The sequence below is a fragment of the Halopseudomonas sabulinigri genome (genome assembly GCF_900105255.1).
In the GTDB taxonomy this organism is placed as follows: domain Bacteria; phylum Pseudomonadota; class Gammaproteobacteria; order Pseudomonadales; family Pseudomonadaceae; genus Halopseudomonas; species Halopseudomonas sabulinigri.
Genome location: NZ_LT629763.1, coordinates 3,063,876 through 3,081,015, shown reverse-complemented (window position 1 = coordinate 3,081,015; position 17,140 = coordinate 3,063,876). Strand labels below are relative to the sequence as shown.

Sequence of the window (17,140 nt, the reverse complement as noted above, 5' to 3'; positions counted from 1 at the left end):
CTCCAGGGGCTGGTTAATCAGGATTTCAGAAAACCGTTCTCGGCCAGAAAGGCCATGCTGATACCCGTGGCGGTCGGCTCTGCGGCCTTCTCACCGAGCAGCAGGCGCTCGAGATAACGGGCGATCAGGTCAACTTCAAGATTGACCGGGCTGCCGTTGGCATAGTCGCCCATGATGGTTTCCTGCAGGGTGTGCGGCACTATGTTCAGGTGGAAGACCGCGCCCTCCACGGCGTTGACGGTCAAGCTGGTGCCGTCGACGGTGATCGAGCCTTTCTCGGCGATGTATTTGGCCAGTTCTGCCGGCGCCTCGATGCGAAAATGCCAGGAACGCGCATCCTCCTGCATCGACAGCACCTTGCCGACGCCATCCACATGGCCACTGACCAGGTGACCGCCCAGCCGCGTGGTCGGCGTCAGCGCCTTTTCCAGGTTGACCCGACTGCCCGGCTTGAGCCGCGACAGGGCGGTGCGGCGGATGGTCTCCTGGCTGACATCAGCCCAGAAGCCGTCGCCGGGTAACTCGACCGCGGTCAGACAAACGCCGTTGACCGCTATGCTGTCACCCAACTTGACGTCGCCCAGATCGAGCTTGCCGGTTTTCACATACAGACGCACATCGCCACCACTGGGCTGCATGCTCTGAATCTGGCCAACCGCTTCGATGATGCCGGTAAACATAAACTGCCTCTTGCTTGTTCAGTGCCGGTCAGGCGACCAGCAGCCCCAACCCGTAGACGGCGATAAAGCCGAAAGCAAAGGCCATCAACAGGAGGCCAAAGCTGCGCAGGTAGGTAATGAATGTGAGGCCGGGCATCTTGCTCATGGCAACGATGCCGGCAGCGGAGCCAATTATAAGCAGGGAACCGCCCACACCGACAGCATAGGTCAGCCCCATCCACTCGGCGACGCTCATCTGCAGGTCGGCCTTGAGCAGCGCAGCGGTCAGCGGCACGTTATCAATCAGCGCCGAAAGCATGCCCATCAGGAAGTTGGCCAGCAGGCTCGGCATGATGTCATACAGCGAGGTCAGGCTCTGCAAAGTGCCGATGAACTGCAGCATGCCCACCAGCAACAGTACGCCGAGAAAGAACAGCAGCGTCTCGAATTCGATGACGCGGATGTATTCCAGAATCGGATCGTTATCAATATCTTCGTTGAAGAAGCGCGCCAGCAAAAACATGCTGGCCAGGCCGGTCAGGAAGGTCAGTACCGGCGGGATGGCGAAGAACAGGCTGAGCAGAATGGTGGCGAGAATGGTCAGCAGGAAGAGCGCGCCGATCAGCTTATCGACCCCGCGCAACTCGTGCAGCGCGTTCTTTTCAATCACCACTTCACTGTTCAGACCCACCGACAGCAACGCCGCCAGCAGCAATACCGCCAGCAGGGCCGGCGCGCTGAGCAGCAGCAGGTTGGTGATCTCGACCTTGTCGGCCATGAAGATCATCAGGGTGGTCACGTCGCCGGTAATCATCGCCACGCCGCCGGAGTTCACCGCAAACACCACCAAAGTGGCAAAGCGCAACATCTTGCGCAGCTCCAGATTGAGGCTCAGTACCAGCGCCACCGACACCAGGGTGGCGGTAATGTTGTCGGCGATCGAGGAGAAAACAAAACAGAAAATACCGGTGAGAAACAGCAGTTTTCGCTCGGTAATTCGCCCCGGCAAAATCCGGTAAATGATGTTTTCGATCAGGCCCTTCTTGTTCAGGTAGGCCACAAAGGTCATGGTCGCCAACAGGAACAGCCAAAGGCTGGCGATGTCGGTAATGTTCTCGTTCAGCGCCTCCTGCACTCGCACGCGCATGGCCTCGTCGGGCGCCGCTATAAACAGCACCACCCACGACAGTGCGCCGAACAGCAGCACCACCTTGGCCTTGTTTACATGGATGACTTCTTCAAGAACCACGCCCAAAAAGGCGATGATTGCCATCACCAATAGCAGTAGCTGTACGCTGCTTTGCATTGTTTAACACTCTCAGGAAGGGAAAATCGGGCGTGCGGTGATGCGCCAATCCTGGCCTATGGCTCGCATATCGGAAACGGCGACGTCCATCGCCTCGCTCATGCTCTCGAAGGGGAGCTGCATCAGGGGGCGCGCCTGGCTTCCCAGCAGGCGCGGCGCCATATACACAATCAGTTCATCTACCAGACCGGCACGCCAGAAAGCACCCGACAGCGCAGCGCCGGCTTCGACCAGCACCTCGTTGCAGCCACGCTCGGCCAGGGTGCGCAGCACGGTGGTCAGATCCACCTTGCCGTCGTCACCGGGCAGTGCCAGCAGTTCGCTGCCAATAGCCTGATAGGACTCCGCGGCCTGCTCGGCACTGGTGCTGATCACCAAGGTGGGGCCGGTCTCGCGGAAAAAACGTTGCTCCAGCGGCACGCGCCGCAGGCTGTCGATCAATACGCGCAGCGGCTGGCGCTGCACGGCGGCGGCCGCTTCATCGTCGGGCAAGCCCAGTTCGCTGGCCCGCACGGTCAGCGCCGAGTCGTCCAGCAACACGCTATCGGCGCCGCTGATCACCGCGCCGCTGCGCGCGCGCAGGCGCTGCACATCGGCCCGCGCGGCAGGGCCGGTAATCCATTTGCTCTCGCCGCTGGCCATCGCGGTGCGGCCATCCAAACTCATCGCCAGCTTGACTCGCACCCAGGGCAAGCCCTGCTGCATGCGCTTGATAAAACCCGGATTCAGCGCCTGCGCCTGCGCTTCGAGCAGACCGCAATCGACGGCGATGCCGGCGTCGCGCAGACGCTGCAGACCCTGGCCCGCAACCAGCGGGTTGGGGTCCTGCATGGCCGCCACCACGCGGCTGACGCCGGCCTTGATCAGCGCATCGGCGCAGGGCGGTGTCTTGCCGGTGTGGCTGCAGGGTTCCAGGGTGACGTAGGCGGTGGCGCCACGGGCTCGCTCGCCGGCCTGTGCCAGCGCGTTGACCTCAGCATGGCCTTCGCCAGCTTGCACGTGCCAGCCCTCACCGACCAGAGCGTCGCCCTGCACCAGCACACAACCCACGCGCGGATTGGGTTCGGTGGTGTAGAGGTCGCGTGCGGCCAGCTCCAGCGCACGGCTCATCCACTCGCGGTCAATGCTGCTCCTCTCAGGCATCGGCATCGTCCTGCTCGCGGCGCGACAGCCGTTCGATTTCTTCGCGGAACTGGTTCAGATCCTGAAAACGGCGGTAGACGGAGGCAAAGCGGATGTAGGCGACTTCGTCCAGTTGCTTGAGCTCGCGCATCACCATCTCGCCCACCACCATGGCCTTGACCTCACGCTCGCCGGTGGCGCGCAGGCGGTGCTTGATGTGGCCAATCGCGGCTTCGATCTGCTCGACGCTGACCGGGCGCTTTTCCAGCGCGCGCTGGAAACCGGCACGCAGCTTGTCTTCATCAAAGGGCTGGCGGCGGCCGTCCTGCTTGATCACGCGGGGCAAGACCAGTTCGGCGGTCTCGAAGGTGGTAAAGCGTTCCTGACAGGCAAGGCATTCGCGGCGGCGGCGCACCTGGTCACCCTCCGCCACGAGGCGAGAGTCGATCACCTTGGTGTCATTGGCGCCACAGAATGGACAATGCATGTAAGATTTCCTGGAAGGATAAAAGCGGCCTACATCTTACTCTCTTGTAGGCCGCGATAAAAATGTATCCTTACATTTCCAAACCAAAAAGCCGGCGGGAAGGCAGATATCCCGGGCTTTCGGGCTCAAGATGCAACAAAGCGTTCGCGTAGCCGACGTTTGGCCACCTTGCCGTTGTCATCGCGCGGCAGCGCCTCGATCAGCTCCACCCGGCGCGGCACCTTGTAGCCGGCCAGACGCTCGCGCACGAACTGCTGCACCTGCTCTGCGCTGAGCAGCCCCGCTGGCGCAGCGACCACCGCCATCAGGGACTCGCCGTACTCGGCATCAGGCATACCCACCACCGCGCAATCGATGACCCCAGGCAGGGTGATCAACACATGCTCGATCTCGGCCGGATAAATATTCACGCCACCGGAAATCACCATGTCCGACTTGCGATCGCAAACGTACAGGTAACCTTCCTCGTCCAAGTAGCCGATATCACCCACGGTCGCCAGATCGTCCAGTCCGGCCTTCTCCCGCGCGCCCTCGTTGTTCAGGTAGGTAAAGTCCGGCACCGCGGGCTGACGTACGTAGATCACGCCGGGCTCGCCCACCGGACAGTCATTGCCCTGCTCATCGACAATGCGGATGCGGGTGTCGCCAATCGGCAAGCCAACACTGCCCGGCTTGCGCCGTGCCGAGGCCGGGTCTTGGATAGTGATCATGCCGGTTTCACTGGAGGCGTAGGTCTCAAAGATCACCGGTCCCCACCAATCGAGCATTGCCAGCTTCACGTCCGGTGCGCAGGGCGCGCCGGTAGACGCAACAAAGCGCACCGACGACAAATCGTACTTGGCTCTTGTCTCCGCCGGCAGGCGCAGTAGCCGCACGTACATGATGGGCACCAGAAAAACCGTGTCGATGCGGTATTGCTCGATCAGCGCCAATGTCTGCTCGGCATCAAAACGCGGCATCACGACCATCAACTCGGCCTGCAGAATCGACTGCTGGGCAAAGGAGCTGGGGGCGCTGTGGTACAACGGCGCCGATACCAACGTCCGCACGCCGGGCTCAATACCCCAGGCCGCACGCGACAACCCCCGCATGGCCGCCGCCATGGCCTCACGCTCTTCCGGCGCCGGTGCCAGCCGTTTGACGCCCTTGGGCCGCCCGGTAGTGCCTGAGGTGTAGGCCATGTGCGCGCGTGGGGTGCGTGGTTCACCGGCGTAGGGTGCCTGCTCGGCCAGCCAGGGCTCATAGGGCAACCGGCCAGCGGTCAAACCTGCCTCAACGCCATTCACCAGCACCACCACGCCCTCGGGAATAGCACCGGCCAGCGCGTCGAGCAGATCGGCCTCGACCAGAAACACCTTGGCCGCCGAATCCTGCAGCAGGAAGGCGACTTCATCAGCCTTGAAGTGCCAGTTGACCGGGCAATAGAAACAGCCGGCGGTCTGACAACTCTGGATCGCATCGATAAAAGCCGGCCCGTTACGCAGCATCACGGCAATCACATCGCCGTCTTCGACCCCCAACCGGGCCAAACCGCCCGCCAGCTGCAGTGCACGTTGGGCTACCTGATCACCGCTGCGGTCAAGCTCCCCGCAAATCAGGCGCGCCGTCATGCCTTGTCACCGGTCTTGCCAACATAGGGGCTGGCGATCTGCTGCATCCGCGCCCGCGCGGCAGCGTATTCCTGCTCCAACTGCATGACCGCTTCGGCGGTGGAGGTAATAGCGCCGATACTGCCTACGCCCTGCCCTGCGCCCCAGATATCGCGCCAGGCTTTGCTTTTGTTACTGCCACCGGAGCCAAACTTCATGCTGCTCTTGTCGCCTTCGGGCAGCGCATTCGGGTCCATGCCGGCATTCTGAATACTGGGTTTGAGGTAGTTGCCGTGCACGCCGGTAAACAGGTTGCTGTAGACGATGTCATCGGCAGTGGTATCTACCAGCATCTGCTTGTAGGCCTGATCGGCATTGGCTTCGTGGGTAGCAATAAACCGCGTGCCCATGTAGGCCAGGTCGGCGCCCATAGCCTGCGCGGCAAGAATTTGCTCGCCCTTGGCGATTGAGCCGGAGAGGATAATAGGGCCATCGTAGAAAGCGCGAATCTCCGACACCAGGGCAAACGGGCTGAGCTGTCCGGCATGACCACCGGCGCCAGCACAGACCAGAATCAGGCCATCTACCCCGGCCTCGATGGCCTTCTTGGCGTGTTTGACGTTGATCACATCATGGAACACCAGGCCGCCGTAGCTGTGAATCGGGCCGACCACCTCGTTAGGCGCGCGCAGGCTGGTAATAATGATCGGCACCTTGTACTTCACGCACATTTCCACATCGTGCTGCAGGCGATCGTTGCTGCTGTGCACGATCTGGTTCACCGCGAAGGGCGCCACCACCGCATCCGGGTTGGCCGCCTGATAGTCGGCCAGCTCACTGGTAATACGCTTGAGCCAAACCTCCAGCTCTTCCGCCGGCCGTGCATTGAGCGCCGGAAAGGAGCCGACCACGCCGGCCTTGCACTGGGCAATCACCAGATCAGGGTTGGAGATGATGAACAGAGGGGAGCAGATAACCGGCAGTTTGAGTGAATTCTGCAGAACGCTGGGAAGACTCATTGTTGTTCTCCTTGGATAAGTCGTGCGATGACAGCACCAGAATGTTCGAGTGCTTGGACTATAGAAGCCGACCAATTGATCTACAATACCCGCCAGCAAGCCCAAACTGTTTACAAATAGGCAACAATCAGTGGATATAAAAACCCTGCAGTTTCTCAGCGCCGTGGTAGAGGCCGGCAGCATGAGCAGTGCCGCGCGACGCCTGGGTACCTCACGCTCGCATGTCAGCCGGCGACTCAAGGCACTGGAGCAGAGCATGCAGGTACAGCTGTTTCGGCGTACCACGCGTAGAGTAGAACCCACGCAGATCGGCTGGGCACTCTACGAGCACGCTGCGCGCATCAGTCAGGAGCTCGCCGCCCTGCAGGCCACCGTTGACGATCTTGGCCAGAACCTGCGCGGGCATATTCGCCTCAGCGTACCGGTTGCCCTGGGCCAGCAGGTGGTCGGACCTTTGCTGCTGGAGTTCGCCGCGCTCTACCCAGAGGTTAGCCTGCAACTGACCTTCAGCAACCGTATCTTCGACCTGGTCGCCGCGGAGATCGATGTCGCCATTCGCGTGACCTCCACCCCGCCCGATACGCTGGTGGCGCGTGACCTGGGGCCGGTCGACTGGGCGCTATGCGCCAGCCCTGCCTATCTGCAGCAGCACGGCACGCCGCAGCAGCCGGACGATCTACTGCAACTTGATATGGTCAGCGTCAACCTGCCCGAGCAGCGCCTGCCGCTGGAACTGTTCGACGGCCGCCAGACCCGCACGCTGACGCTGCGCCCGCGCCTGCAAACCGAAGACATGCTGTTCCTCAAGCGCGCGGCACTGGCCGGCATTGGATGCGCCCTGCTGCCGCTGTACAGCGTGCAGCAGGAACTCGACAGTGGCGAGCTGATACGCCTGCTGCTCGACCAGCGCGTGCGGGTCAGCGCCTGGGGCGACCAGTTGTACCTGCTGACCGCACCCAACCTCTATCCCACGCTGGCCACCCGCACCTTGATCGAGTTTCTGCACAGCCGACTGCGCAGCGAGTTACCGGTCTGACGGGGCTGCCGACAGACCGTCACCGACGTTACAATGCCGCCGAGACCACTGTGGACCACCCCATGACCCTTGCTGCCCTGAACGCCGAACTGAACAAGGTGCTGAGCGACGCGCAACTGCTGCCAGCGCGCCTGCCCGGACTGGAAGAGCTGGAGCTCTGGCTGCTCGACCCGGCGAATCTGGACCGCGCTTTCGACAACGAAGAAACCCGTCGCCTGCTGGAACATCCTCCTTACTGGGGCTTTTGCTGGGGCAGCGGTTTGGCGCTGGCGCGCTGGATACTCGACAACCCGCACCAGGTGCGCGGCCTGCGGGTGCTGGATTTTGGTGCCGGCTCCGGCGTAGTCGCCCTGGCCTGCAAGCTGGCCGGCGCTGAGAGCGTGATTGCCTGCGACTTGGACCAACCCGCGCAGCTGGCCTGCGCACTGAACGCCAAACTCAACGACATGCAGCTGGCGATCGCCGCCGACTATTTTGCAGTGAGTGGCCCGCTGGATCTGATCATCGCCGCCGATGTGCTTTACGATGCCGAGAACCGACCATTTCTCGACCACTTTGCCAAACGCGCCGATGCCGTCCTCATCGCCGATTCACGCGTGCGCGAACTGAACCATCCGCCCTACCAGCGCCAGCAGATATTACCCGGGCGCACCTGGCCGGACCTTGGCGAGCCGCTGGAGTTTCGCCAGGTCAGCCTCTATGCCGCCGGCGCAGCACTCGGCACTACTTGATCTAGCCCCGCACCCGCCCTATAAAGACTGCCAGACCAAAGGCCGCAGCGCCTTGCCACCCTTGTATCGGAATCGCCATGTCATCGCCCTACCTGTTTGATGTCACCACCGACACCTTCGATCGTTACGTGCTCGAAAATTCTTTCCACAAGCCGGTTCTGGTCGACTTCTGGGCCGACTGGTGCGCGCCGTGCAAGGCTCTGCTGCCGACGCTCACCGCCATTGCCGACAGCTACGCCGGCGAGCTGCTGCTGGCCAAGGTCAATTGCGATGAAGAAGCGGCCCTGAGCGAGCGCTTTGGCATCCGCAGTCTGCCCACCGTGGTGCTGTTCAAGGACGGCCAGCCGGTAGAAGGCTTTGCCGGCATTCAGCCGGAAAGCGCGATTCGCGAGTTGCTGGTCCCGCACATTGGCGCCATGCCAGAGACCGCAGCCGCACCCTCCCAGCCAATGGACCCGGCGGCCCATGCCACCGAGCTGCTGGCCTCCGGGGCCGCCGCCGAGGCCATCACGGTGTTGCAACAGGCGATTGCCGAGCAATCGAGCGACGCCCTGCTGCTGTTGCTGGCTCGTGCGCTGGCGGAAACCGGCGAGCTGGACGATGCCGAACAGGTGCTGGGCGCCATCAGCAAACCCGATGCACACAAACAGGCGATCACCGAGTTGCGCACCCGCCTGGTGTTCCAGCGCCAGGCCGCCGAGTTACCCCCGGCCGAACTGCTCACCCACCGCCTGGCCAAAGACCCTAGCGACAGCGAAGCGGCTTACCAGCTGGCGATCATCAGTCTTGGCCGGCAGGAGTACGACACTGCCATGGGCGGGCTGTTGGCGCTGATGCAAAGCGACCGCAGTTATGCCGACGGCATCGCCCAGAAAACCCTGATGCAGGTGTTTGATCTGCTCGGCGCCGGCAACCCGCTAAGCATCCAGTATCGCCGCAAGCTGTATCAGGCGCTGTATTGATCCCGATGCGAGCGGCAGCCGCCGCTCGCCCACTCACCTGCCCCCAACAGCAACCAGCCCAGCAGGCCGCCGCGCTCGGCAGATCGGCCCTTTACAAAAATGAAATAAGATAACATTATGGCAGCCGCTACCCCTCACCCAAGGATCCTATCCATGCGTCGCCAACTGCTTACTCTCAGTATTGCCCTGCCACTCAGCCTCCATGCGCTGGCCTACGAACACGATGAGCACGCCAGCCTGGGAGCTCATGAGCACGGTGTTGCCAGCCTCAATCTGGCGATCGAAGGCGCTCAGGTGCAGCTGGAGCTGGACAGCCCCGCCATGAACTTGCTCGGCTTTGAGCATGCCGCCCATTCGCCAGACGACATTGCCAAGGTCAAGGCGGTGCAAGCGCAACTGCAGCAGGCAGACCAGCTGTTCCGCTTCCCGGCAGCTGCCGATTGCACCCTGGCTTCGGCCGACCTCGACAGCCCGCTGTTCGCCACCCAGCACGACGCGGAGCATGAGCATGAGGATCATGACCACGACGGCGCGCACGACCACGACGAAGAGCCTGCGCATCATCACGCTGATATCGAGGCGAGCTATACCTTCAACTGCGCCGAGCCGGACCAGCTCACTCACCTGGAGCTGCCACTGTTTGCCGTCTATCCCGGTCTGGAACGTATCAACCTTCAAGGCATCACCCCCAAGGGCCAGATGGGGGCCGAATTGACTGCCGAGCGCGCCACAGTGCAGTTCGACTGATATCCTGAACCGACCCCACGCCCGAGGACTTTCAGTACGATGACCAGCCCCCTGCTAGAGCTCAATGAGCTGCGCTTCGCCTGGCCGCAGCAGCCGGTGCTGCTCGATATTGTGCATTTTCGATTGCAGGCCGGTGAGCGGCTGTTTCTGAAAGGCCCTTCGGGCAGCGGCAAGACAACCCTGCTCGGCCTGCTCGGCGGCGTGCACCTGCCCCAGCAGGGCGAGGTCACCTTGCTGGGACAATCGCTCGCCAGCCTCTCGGCACGCCAGCGCGATCGTTTTCGTGCCGAGCACACCGGTTACATTTTCCAGATGTTCAACCTGCTGCCCTACCTCTCGGTGCAGGACAACGTATTACTGCCGTGCCGCTTTTCGGCGCGCCGCAAAGACCGTGCGCTCCAGCGCCACGGCAGCCTGGAGGCAGCGGCCGCACACTTGCTGAACGGGCTGGGGCTGAGCGATCCGGCCTTGCTGCGTCGCCCGGCCACCGCCCTGTCCATCGGCCAGCAACAACGGGTTGCCGCTGCCCGGGCGCTGATCGGCAACCCGGAGCTGGTGATCGCCGACGAGCCCACCTCGGCACTGGATGCCGACAGCCGCGAGGCCTTCCTGCAGCTGCTGTTTGCCGAGTGCAGCGAAGCCGGTAGCAGCCTGCTGTTTGTCAGTCACGACACCGCACTGGCGCCGCTGTTCGATCGCAGCCTGGCGCTGCCCGAGCTGAACCGCGCCACGCATCTGGAGGGCTTGTGATGTATCTGCTGCGCCTGGCTCTGCAGAGCCTCAACAACCGCCGTGTCACCGCCCTGCTCACGGTGCTGGTGGTTGCCCTCAGCGTCACCCTGCTGCTGAGCGTCGAGCGGGTGCGCAGCGAGGCCCGCGCCAGCTTTGCCAGCACCATCAGCGGTACCGACCTGATCGTCGGCGCGCGCTCCGGCTCGGTGCAGTTACTGCTGTACTCGGTATTTCGCATCGGCAACGCCACCAACAATATCCGCTGGGACAGCTACAACGACATCAGCACGCTGCCCCAGGTGAAGTGGGCTATCCCCATTTCACTGGGCGATTCGCACCGCGGCTTCCGCGTCATGGGCACCGATCAGAGCTATTTCACGCATTTTCGTTTCGGCCGCGACATCCCCCTGAGCTTCGCCCAGGGCAAGCCCTTCGACGATCTTTACGACGCAGTGATTGGCGCCGACATCGCGCGTGAACTGGGTTATCAGGTTGGGACCGAGCTGGTGCTGGCGCACGGCGCCGGGGCGGTGAGCTTTGTCGAGCATGCCGACAAACCCTTTCGCGTCAGTGGCATCCTGGCCAAGACCGGCACGCCGGTTGACCGCACCATTCACGTTAGCCTGCAAGGTATTGAAGCGCTGCACGTCGACTGGCAACAGGGCATGCCGGCGCGCGGCGCCGGCCACGTCAGCGCCGCGCAGGCACGCGAGCTGGATCTCACTCCCAAAGCCATCACCGCCATGCTAGTGGGGCTGAACCGACGCATCGACACCTTTGCGGTGCAACGCCAGGTCAACCAGTTCAGTGGCGAGCCGCTGCTGGCGATCATGCCGGGCGTCGCACTGCAGGAGCTGTGGAGCCTGCTCAGCGTGGCAGAAAAAGCGCTGCTGCTGGTGTCTGCCTGCGTGGTGCTGACAGGCCTCGTCGGCATGCTCAGTGCCATCCTTGGCAGCCTGAACGAGCGCCGCCGGGAAATGGCCATATTGCGCTCCGTTGGCGCCAAACCCTGGCATATTTTCAGCCTGCTGGTACTCGAGGCCATGGCCCTGGCTGCCGCGGGTATATTGCTCGGCCTCGGCTTGCTGTACATTGGCCTCGGGCTGGCAAGGCCAGTACTTGAGCAAGAGTACGGCCTGTTCATGCCCTTTGCCTGGCCCAGCCCGGCGGAACTGAAACTCTTGGCAACCATCTTGTTGGCCAGCCTGTTACTGGCCTGTATCCCAGCCTGGCGCGCTTATCGCCTGGCGCTGGTAGATGGCCTGTCGATCAAGACCTGAGGATGTAATCCCGTGCGCGCCCTGATACCTGTTTTCATGCTGTCCGCCCTGCTGCTCGGCAGCTCCGCCGCGCAGGCGGCCCGCGAGCTTAGCTGGGAAGCATTGATCCCCCCGGGCAGCGCCAATCAATTCGGCATGCCGCAGCCGATGCACGACCTGTCGCAATTGGCAGACGTGCTCAGCGAGGACGCCACCGGCAACAACAGCTCGGTCATCGAACAGCAGCAGCCGCAGGCGCCAACGGTGCCCGAGCTGGATGGTCAGGAGGTGAAATTGCCCGGTTACATAGTGCCGCTGACGCTAAGTGACGATAACCGTGTAACCGAGTTTCTGCTGGTGCCGTATTTTGGCGCCTGCATTCACGTACCGCCGCCGCCGTCCAACCAGATTGTGCTGGTACAGAGTGAAGACGGGGTCGCGCTGGATGCGGCCTACATCCCGATCTGGGTGACCGGCACCCTGCACGTCGAGCAAAGCGACAGTGAACTGGCCAGCGCCGGCTACCGCCTCAGCGCCAGCCAGATTGAGATTTTCGAGTACTGAACGGAACCGCCCGCCGCACTTGCCTTGCCGAGTAACGGGCCACGTCCAGCATTGCCAACTGGCCCTCGACCAAAGCGCCAGCCCCCACGCCCAACACATTATCGCGGCAAGATCAGAGCCCGGCCTGGGCCGCAGCAGCGGCGTTACGCAGCGATTGCACCTGGCGCCGCTGTTCAGCGTTAGCGGGCCGGAACTGCCCCAGCGTCGTCTGCATCGCGGCCCAGTCGTTCTGCTGATACTGCAGAAAAGCTACCTGCAGCCAGTAGCGCGTATCACCACTTTGCCGCGCCAACTGCTGCCAGGCTTGCAACGCCTGCTCGCGATCACGCGAAGCCTGCCACAGCTGCGCTAGCCGCAACTGATGTTCGCGGTCTGCCGGCAATAGCTGCTGCTCGATCAGCGCGTCCAGCAAACGGGCAGCCTGCCAGGGCGCACCGGCCTGCGCGTGCAGGGCGACCAGGTTATCCAGATCGCTCTTGCGCAAACCGACGCCGGCTTCGTGCGCCAAGCGCAAGGTCGCGGCGGCCTCGGTCTGCTGGCCAGCCATGCTTTGCATGCTCGCCAACTGACGCCAGTTGGCGCTGCTCTGCGGGGCACGGCGCACCAGCACCTGCAACCACTCGATGGCGTCGCCATAGCGCTGCAGCTCATAGTTCATGCCCGCGAGCAACTGATACCAGACATCATCCGCCGCCGGGTTGGCCCGCACGATCTGCTCGGCCAGCGGGATTGCCTTACGGTATTGCTTGAGCTCACGGTAGGCCTGCACCAGCAGACGGCGGGTCGCCAGCGGCAAGTTGCCCACCCCTTCGGCTTCCAGCAGGGTTACCGCCTCCTGATAACGCGCCTGCTGCACCAGCAATTGCGCCAGATTACGGCGATCCTGTTGCGTTGCCTCGGCGCTCAACTGTGCCTGCGCCAACCCCTGCTGCAGCCAACGCACCGCGGCGGCGTAATCTTCGCGCTCAATCGCCAGATACCCGAGCCGCTGCTGCACCAGGGCTTGCTCCAGCGAGCCCGCACTGGTGCTTTTCAGGGCGTCATCCAGCGCGCGCTGCGCGGCGCTGAGGTTGCCTGCCTGCTGCGCCGTACGCGCGCTCTCCAGTGCCATGAACACCTTGGGATCAATTTGCTGCGCCTGCACCAGCGGCGCCAGCAGACACAACATCAGCAATAGGCGCCTCATCTGCGTCGCCCCTTTTCCATGCGGAAGTACAGCGTTTTGGTGGCGTCGCGCGCCACCGCGCGACCGTTTTCCCGCCGCGGTGAAAAGCGCCAGCGGCTGACCGCTCGGCGGGCCTCACGCTCGAACACGCCGGGCGGCTCAGCGGCAATCACCCGCAGATTCTCTACCTTGCCGTCCGGGGTGATGGTAAAGCGCAGGGTCACTTCGCCTTCGATTCCAGCAGACTGGGCCCGGCGCGGGTAATTGGGGGGAATATCTACCAGTGGCGTCACTTCTTCGGCGCTGCCGGGCGGAGGCGCGGCAGCAGCCGGACTGGGCGCAGGCGCAGGAGCGGGTGCAGCCGGCGCCGGGCGCAAATCACTCTGCGCCGGAGCAACGCTCAGGCTTAGCGCGTTCTGCAACTGCGGCACTTCTATCTGTAGCTGCAGATCGGGCATTTGCTGCGCAGTGGGCGCATCCACCTGGAGCTCGGTGACCGGTTCGGGTGGCTCGGGACGCTCCGGGCGCTGCAACTGCTGGCTCGGATCTTCGCTGGCCGTATCACTGACACTGCGCACTACACCTATGCGCAGCAGCTCCTGCGGCGCCTGCGGGTCGTCCGTTGGTGGCATGATCAGCAGCACCATCAGGGTGAACAGCGCCAGCGCCACCAGCACAGCGCCGATAAAGCTCAGCAGCAATCGCATCAGCGGCTTTCCGCCGTCGCGGCCAGCGCCACCGCCTCAACACCCGCCAACTTGGCCTGATCCATCACGCGGATAACAAGACCGCTGCGGGCGTCCTTGTCGGCCTGCACAACGACTGTGCTGTCGGGCTGATCCACCCGCATCCGCTCGACCGCGGCCCGCACGGCGCGAATGTCCACCTGTTTGCGGTCGATCCAGATTTCGCCGTCGGCGCTGACCGCAATCAGAATATTGCCCTTGGGCTGCTCGGCCGCGCTGGCGGCAGAGGGCCGCTCAACCGTAATACCCGACTCCTTGATGAAGGAGCTGGTGACAATGAAGAAGATCAGCATGATGAACACGATATCCAGCATCGGCGTCAGGTCGATACCGGCTTCGTCATCCGCCGTACTGTGGTGTCTGCGCATCCGCATGGGGTAACTTCCTATTCGTGACGCAGGCGGTCGGACAACCGCTGCAGGGCCCGACGCGACTGCTGATCGAGCCGCGCCAGACAAAATAATCCACTGATGGCGATGACCATGCCGGCCATGGTCGGCACGGTAGCGCGCGACACGCCAGCGGCCATCGCCCGCGGGTTGCCGTTGCCACTCAGGGCCATGACGTCGAACACCTGAATCATGCCGCTTACCGTACCGAGCAACCCCAACAGCGGACACAGCGCGATCAGCACACGCACCATCGGCAGATAGCGGTTAAGCCGCTGCTGCGCCTGCGACAGCCAGGCCCCCCGGATGTGCCGCGCGGCCAGACTGCGGCGTTCACCACGCCCCAGCCAGGCTTGTTGATAGCCCTTGGCCTCGGCCGGAAACACGCGCGCCAAAAACCACAGGCGCTCCAGCATCAGCGTCCACAACAGCACCGTGGCCAGCAGGATGCTCCAGAGCACCCAGCCGCCGCTGTCGAGAAAACTCCGCAGATGCCAGAAAGCGTCAATCACGCGGCTTGTCTCCGCCACCCAGATGAAGGGCGATCAGCCCGGCACTCTGCTGCTCCAGCAGTTGAATTAGCGCCTTGCTGCGCGCCCCCACCAGGCTGTGCATGAACAGCAGCGGAATGGCCGCTACCAGACCCAGCACCGTGGTCACCAGTGCCTGCGAGATGCCATCGGCCATGAGTTTGGGGTCACCGGTGCCGTATTGGGTGATCGCCTGGAAGGTGGCGATCATGCCGGTCACGGTACCCAATAGACCGAGCAAGGGTGCCACCGCCGCCAGTAGCTTGATCAACCCCTGCCACCGCTCCAGCGCGGGCGTTTCCTTGAGGATGGCCTCATCCAGCTTGAGCTCCAGGGTATCCAGCTCTTCCAGCCGCGGGTGGCTGCCGATGACACTGAGAACCCGGCCCAGGGGGTTGTTGGCCTGCAGGTTGTCGAGATCGGCAGCCTGACGGTCAACCCGGCGCTGCACGCCCTGCAGCCAGAACAGACACACCAGCGCCAGCAGGATTCCCAACACCCCCAGCACAATGATCACGTAACCAACAATACCGCCCTGCATTACCCGCTCAAGCAGCTGCGGCTTGCGTTGCAGCTGGTCAAGCACGCTGCCGCGCGAAGGGTCCAGCCAGAGGTCAGCCAGCGCCTCACGCGGGCCGACAAAATCAGCGATCAAACCCGTCCCATCTGGCTGGCGCTCGAGGCTGACCAGTTGCTGGCTGTCCGGCTGATAGCTCAGATATTGCTGCTCGCTCAGCGCCACAAAAGGTCCCACGCTGACCACCTGTTGTGCGCGTGTCTGGCCGTGGCGGTCCACCACCGGGGCCTCATAGCGGCTGATCTCGCCGCTGGCGGTCATGTCCTGCTGCAGGCGATACCAGAACTGTTCCAACTGCTCTACCTGAGGAATACGCTGGCTTTGCGCCAATGCATCCAGCTCTTTCAATCGCTCCGGAAAGCGGCTGTTGAGCAGCGAGTCCTGCCACTGACTGCGAGTATCGCCGGCACCCTGACGCACCACACCGAACAATTCGCCGAGGTTGCCACTGCGCTCGCTCAGCTCGGCCTTGACCGCCGCCAGGGCTTCACTTTGCTGTTTGAAGCGGGCATCCAGCGCATCAGCGCTGGCCTGCAGCTGATCCCGCTCGCGCACCGCCGCGGCCATGCGCTGTTGCTGCCGACCTTGCTCTTGCACGAAGGCCTGCTCACGGGCGCGCATTTGCGCCTCTTCCGCGCTACGGGTTTCACGAATGCTGCGCAGCAGATCCTGTTTACTTGGCGCCTGCGCCTGCACTTGCCCAAGCGGCAGCAGCGTCATCAACAAACATCCTATCCATAGGCGCTTCATGGCGTCACCTCCTGGCTGACCGCAGGCAGCGGCAAGCGCAACATCACCGGCATCTGTTCAGTGCGGGCAATCGCCAACCCCTGATCCAGCGTGCGGCGATACCCGCTGGGCAGCGGCTGCCAGCTGCGCGTTGCGCTGTCCCAGTAACCCTGCTCCTGGCCATCCAGCGTTTGGTAAAACAGCATCAGGCGTCCCACGCGTAGAAACTCGACGACTCGCGCGTCGTCACCCTGGACCAGCTCGCCACGCCAGGCTTCCAGCGTGCGGCCATAGTCGCTCTCGATCTGGTACGCCTCAAGCACCCGGCGGTAGAGCTCGGCGATACTGACCTCAGGATCCACCAACAGGTCCTGCAAGCGCGCGACTCGATCCTCGCGCTCTTCGGGCAGGAACGGCAGATCAACGGCGATAAACTGCTCCAGTGACTCGACCATGCGCCGAATCAGCGGGCGCATCTCGGCCTGGGTGTGTTCAATGCCGCCCAACTGCTCCTGCAGGCTAGTCAGCTCCTGTTGCTGCTGCGCCACCACCTGCTCCATGCGACTGTTGTATTCGCCCAACTGGCTGATCTGCTGATTGGCCTGCCGGTAGGTCTCCAGCGCGCTGCGTGTAGCGTCGTCCAGTTGATCAATCCGCTGCTGCGACGCCACCGCGGCAGCAGTCAGCTCACTGCTTTGCTGCTGCGCCTGCTGCACCGATTGCGCCTGCGCTACCAATGGCAGGCTCAACAATGCCGTTAGCCAAACTGCTTTCATTCACATTCTCCCCAA

19 protein-coding genes are annotated in these 17,140 nt (G+C 63.0%); 7 read left to right on the top strand and 12 right to left on the bottom strand.

Translation table 11 applies throughout. The annotated features are described in order from the left end of the window. Window positions 1-17: 17 nt before the first annotated feature. The 6 genes from BLU26_RS14055 to BLU26_RS14030 all read right to left on the bottom strand — a co-directional run bounded on the left by BLU26_RS14055 (window position 18) and on the right by BLU26_RS14030 (window position 6,182). Window positions 18-680: a riboflavin synthase gene (locus BLU26_RS14055; protein WP_092287513.1), complete on the bottom strand. Its 663-nt coding sequence runs from the start codon at window positions 678-680 to the stop codon at window positions 18-20. Between the two features lie 28 nt (window positions 681-708). After that, entirely contained in the window at window positions 709-1,965 is a 1,257-nt protein-coding gene (gene nhaD, locus BLU26_RS14050) for a sodium:proton antiporter NhaD (protein WP_092287512.1), read from the bottom strand. A 12-nt stretch (window positions 1,966-1,977) separates the two neighbouring features. Next, a complete protein-coding gene (gene ribD, locus BLU26_RS14045) occupies window positions 1,978-3,108 on the bottom strand; it encodes a bifunctional diaminohydroxyphosphoribosylaminopyrimidine deaminase/5-amino-6-(5-phosphoribosylamino)uracil reductase RibD (protein WP_172830660.1) in 1,131 nt (376 codons plus the stop codon). Continuing rightward, complete coding sequence (gene nrdR, locus BLU26_RS14040; RefSeq protein ID WP_092287511.1) at window positions 3,101-3,574, bottom strand: transcriptional regulator NrdR; 474 nt, start codon at window positions 3,572-3,574, stop codon at window positions 3,101-3,103. The genes ribD and nrdR overlap by 8 nt, the downstream gene beginning before the upstream one ends. Window positions 3,575-3,699: 125 nt before the next feature. Next, window positions 3,700-5,184, bottom strand: coding sequence for an AMP-binding protein (locus tag BLU26_RS14035; protein ID WP_092287510.1), 1,485 nt, complete (start codon window positions 5,182-5,184; stop codon window positions 3,700-3,702). Further along, a complete protein-coding gene (locus BLU26_RS14030; protein ID WP_092287509.1) occupies window positions 5,181-6,182 on the bottom strand; it encodes an NAD(P)H-dependent flavin oxidoreductase in 1,002 nt (333 codons plus the stop codon). Before BLU26_RS14030 ends, BLU26_RS14035 begins: the two co-directional genes overlap by 4 nt. A 130-nt stretch (window positions 6,183-6,312) precedes the next feature. Here BLU26_RS14030 and BLU26_RS14025 point away from each other — a divergent pair, with 130 nt between their 5' ends. From BLU26_RS14025 to BLU26_RS13995, 7 genes are all read left to right on the top strand, one after another. Next, window positions 6,313-7,218 carry a LysR family transcriptional regulator gene (locus BLU26_RS14025; RefSeq protein WP_092287508.1) on the top strand — a complete coding sequence of 302 codons (906 nt, stop codon included), beginning with the start codon at window positions 6,313-6,315 and terminating at the stop codon, window positions 7,216-7,218. Between the two features lie 62 nt (window positions 7,219-7,280). Beyond that, complete coding sequence (locus BLU26_RS14020; protein WP_092287507.1) at window positions 7,281-7,949, top strand: class I SAM-dependent methyltransferase; 669 nt, start codon at window positions 7,281-7,283, stop codon at window positions 7,947-7,949. A 77-nt stretch (window positions 7,950-8,026) separates the two neighbouring features. Beyond that, complete coding sequence (gene trxA / locus BLU26_RS14015) at window positions 8,027-8,911, top strand: thioredoxin (protein ID WP_092287506.1); 885 nt, start codon at window positions 8,027-8,029, stop codon at window positions 8,909-8,911. A 153-nt stretch (window positions 8,912-9,064) separates the two neighbouring features. Beyond that, on the top strand, window positions 9,065-9,658 hold the full coding sequence (locus BLU26_RS14010) for a DUF2796 domain-containing protein (protein ID WP_092287505.1): 594 nt from the start codon (window positions 9,065-9,067) through the stop codon (window positions 9,656-9,658). A 39-nt stretch (window positions 9,659-9,697) separates the two neighbouring features. Further along, window positions 9,698-10,408, top strand: a complete 711-nt coding sequence (locus BLU26_RS14005) for an ATP-binding cassette domain-containing protein (protein WP_092287504.1) — start codon at window positions 9,698-9,700, stop codon at window positions 10,406-10,408. Further along, window positions 10,408-11,670 carry an ABC transporter permease gene (locus BLU26_RS14000; RefSeq protein WP_092287503.1) on the top strand — a complete coding sequence of 421 codons (1,263 nt, stop codon included), beginning with the start codon at window positions 10,408-10,410 and terminating at the stop codon, window positions 11,668-11,670. Before BLU26_RS14005 ends, BLU26_RS14000 begins: the two co-directional genes overlap by 1 nt. 36 nt (window positions 11,671-11,706) lie before the next feature. Further along, on the top strand, window positions 11,707-12,213 hold the full coding sequence (locus BLU26_RS13995; RefSeq protein WP_092288499.1) for a DUF3299 domain-containing protein: 507 nt from the start codon (window positions 11,707-11,709) through the stop codon (window positions 12,211-12,213). Window positions 12,214-12,325: 112 nt separating this feature from the next. Here the strand turns inward: BLU26_RS13995 and BLU26_RS13990 are convergent, their stop codons facing one another. The 6 genes from BLU26_RS13990 to BLU26_RS13965 are packed head-to-tail and all read right to left on the bottom strand — an operon-like array spanning window position 12,326 to window position 17,125. Continuing rightward, entirely contained in the window at window positions 12,326-13,399 is a 1,074-nt protein-coding gene (locus BLU26_RS13990) for a tetratricopeptide repeat protein (protein ID WP_092287502.1), read from the bottom strand. After that, on the bottom strand, window positions 13,396-14,085 hold the full coding sequence (locus BLU26_RS13985) for an energy transducer TonB (RefSeq protein WP_092287501.1): 690 nt from the start codon (window positions 14,083-14,085) through the stop codon (window positions 13,396-13,398). The genes BLU26_RS13990 and BLU26_RS13985 overlap by 4 nt, the downstream gene beginning before the upstream one ends. Continuing rightward, on the bottom strand, window positions 14,085-14,498 hold the full coding sequence (locus BLU26_RS13980) for an ExbD/TolR family protein (RefSeq protein WP_092287500.1): 414 nt from the start codon (window positions 14,496-14,498) through the stop codon (window positions 14,085-14,087). Before BLU26_RS13980 ends, BLU26_RS13985 begins: the two co-directional genes overlap by 1 nt. 11 nt (window positions 14,499-14,509) lie before the next feature. Continuing rightward, a complete protein-coding gene (locus tag BLU26_RS13975; protein ID WP_231701952.1) occupies window positions 14,510-15,025 on the bottom strand; it encodes a MotA/TolQ/ExbB proton channel family protein in 516 nt (171 codons plus the stop codon). Then, window positions 15,018-16,370, bottom strand: coding sequence for a MotA/TolQ/ExbB proton channel family protein (locus BLU26_RS13970; protein WP_092287498.1), 1,353 nt, complete (start codon window positions 16,368-16,370; stop codon window positions 15,018-15,020). Before BLU26_RS13970 ends, BLU26_RS13975 begins: the two co-directional genes overlap by 8 nt. Continuing rightward, window positions 16,367-17,125: a DUF3450 domain-containing protein gene (locus tag BLU26_RS13965; protein ID WP_092287497.1), complete on the bottom strand. Its 759-nt coding sequence runs from the start codon at window positions 17,123-17,125 to the stop codon at window positions 16,367-16,369. Before BLU26_RS13965 ends, BLU26_RS13970 begins: the two co-directional genes overlap by 4 nt. Window positions 17,126-17,140 lie beyond the last annotated feature (15 nt).

Bases quoted from the DNA above. Each gene is read 5' to 3' on its own strand.
- nrdR (WP_092287511.1), bottom strand. From the start codon at position 3,574: ATGCATTGTCCATTCTGTGGCGCCAATGACACCAAGGTGATCGACTCT.
- BLU26_RS13965 (WP_092287497.1), bottom strand. From the start codon at position 17,125: ATGAAAGCAGTTTGGCTAACGGCATTGTTGAGCCTGCCATTGGTAGCG.
- ribD (WP_172830660.1), bottom strand. From the start codon at position 3,108: ATGCCTGAGAGGAGCAGCATTGACCGCGAGTGGATGAGCCGTGCGCTG.
- BLU26_RS14020 (WP_092287507.1), top strand. From the start codon at position 7,281: ATGACCCTTGCTGCCCTGAACGCCGAACTGAACAAGGTGCTGAGCGAC.
- nhaD (WP_092287512.1), bottom strand. From the start codon at position 1,965: ATGCAAAGCAGCGTACAGCTACTGCTATTGGTGATGGCAATCATCGCC.
- BLU26_RS14030 (WP_092287509.1), bottom strand. From the start codon at position 6,182: ATGAGTCTTCCCAGCGTTCTGCAGAATTCACTCAAACTGCCGGTTATC.
- BLU26_RS13980 (WP_092287500.1), bottom strand. From the start codon at position 14,498: ATGCGGATGCGCAGACACCACAGTACGGCGGATGACGAAGCCGGTATC.
- BLU26_RS13995 (WP_092288499.1), top strand. From the start codon at position 11,707: ATGCTGTCCGCCCTGCTGCTCGGCAGCTCCGCCGCGCAGGCGGCCCGC.
- BLU26_RS14005 (WP_092287504.1), top strand. From the start codon at position 9,698: ATGACCAGCCCCCTGCTAGAGCTCAATGAGCTGCGCTTCGCCTGGCCG.
- trxA (WP_092287506.1), top strand. From the start codon at position 8,027: ATGTCATCGCCCTACCTGTTTGATGTCACCACCGACACCTTCGATCGT.
- BLU26_RS13970 (WP_092287498.1), bottom strand. From the start codon at position 16,370: ATGAAGCGCCTATGGATAGGATGTTTGTTGATGACGCTGCTGCCGCTT.
- BLU26_RS13985 (WP_092287501.1), bottom strand. From the start codon at position 14,085: ATGCGATTGCTGCTGAGCTTTATCGGCGCTGTGCTGGTGGCGCTGGCG.
- BLU26_RS14000 (WP_092287503.1), top strand. From the start codon at position 10,408: ATGTATCTGCTGCGCCTGGCTCTGCAGAGCCTCAACAACCGCCGTGTC.
- BLU26_RS14035 (WP_092287510.1), bottom strand. From the start codon at position 5,184: ATGACGGCGCGCCTGATTTGCGGGGAGCTTGACCGCAGCGGTGATCAG.
- BLU26_RS14055 (WP_092287513.1), bottom strand. From the start codon at position 680: ATGTTTACCGGCATCATCGAAGCGGTTGGCCAGATTCAGAGCATGCAG.
- BLU26_RS14010 (WP_092287505.1), top strand. From the start codon at position 9,065: ATGCGTCGCCAACTGCTTACTCTCAGTATTGCCCTGCCACTCAGCCTC.
- BLU26_RS13990 (WP_092287502.1), bottom strand. From the start codon at position 13,399: ATGAGGCGCCTATTGCTGATGTTGTGTCTGCTGGCGCCGCTGGTGCAG.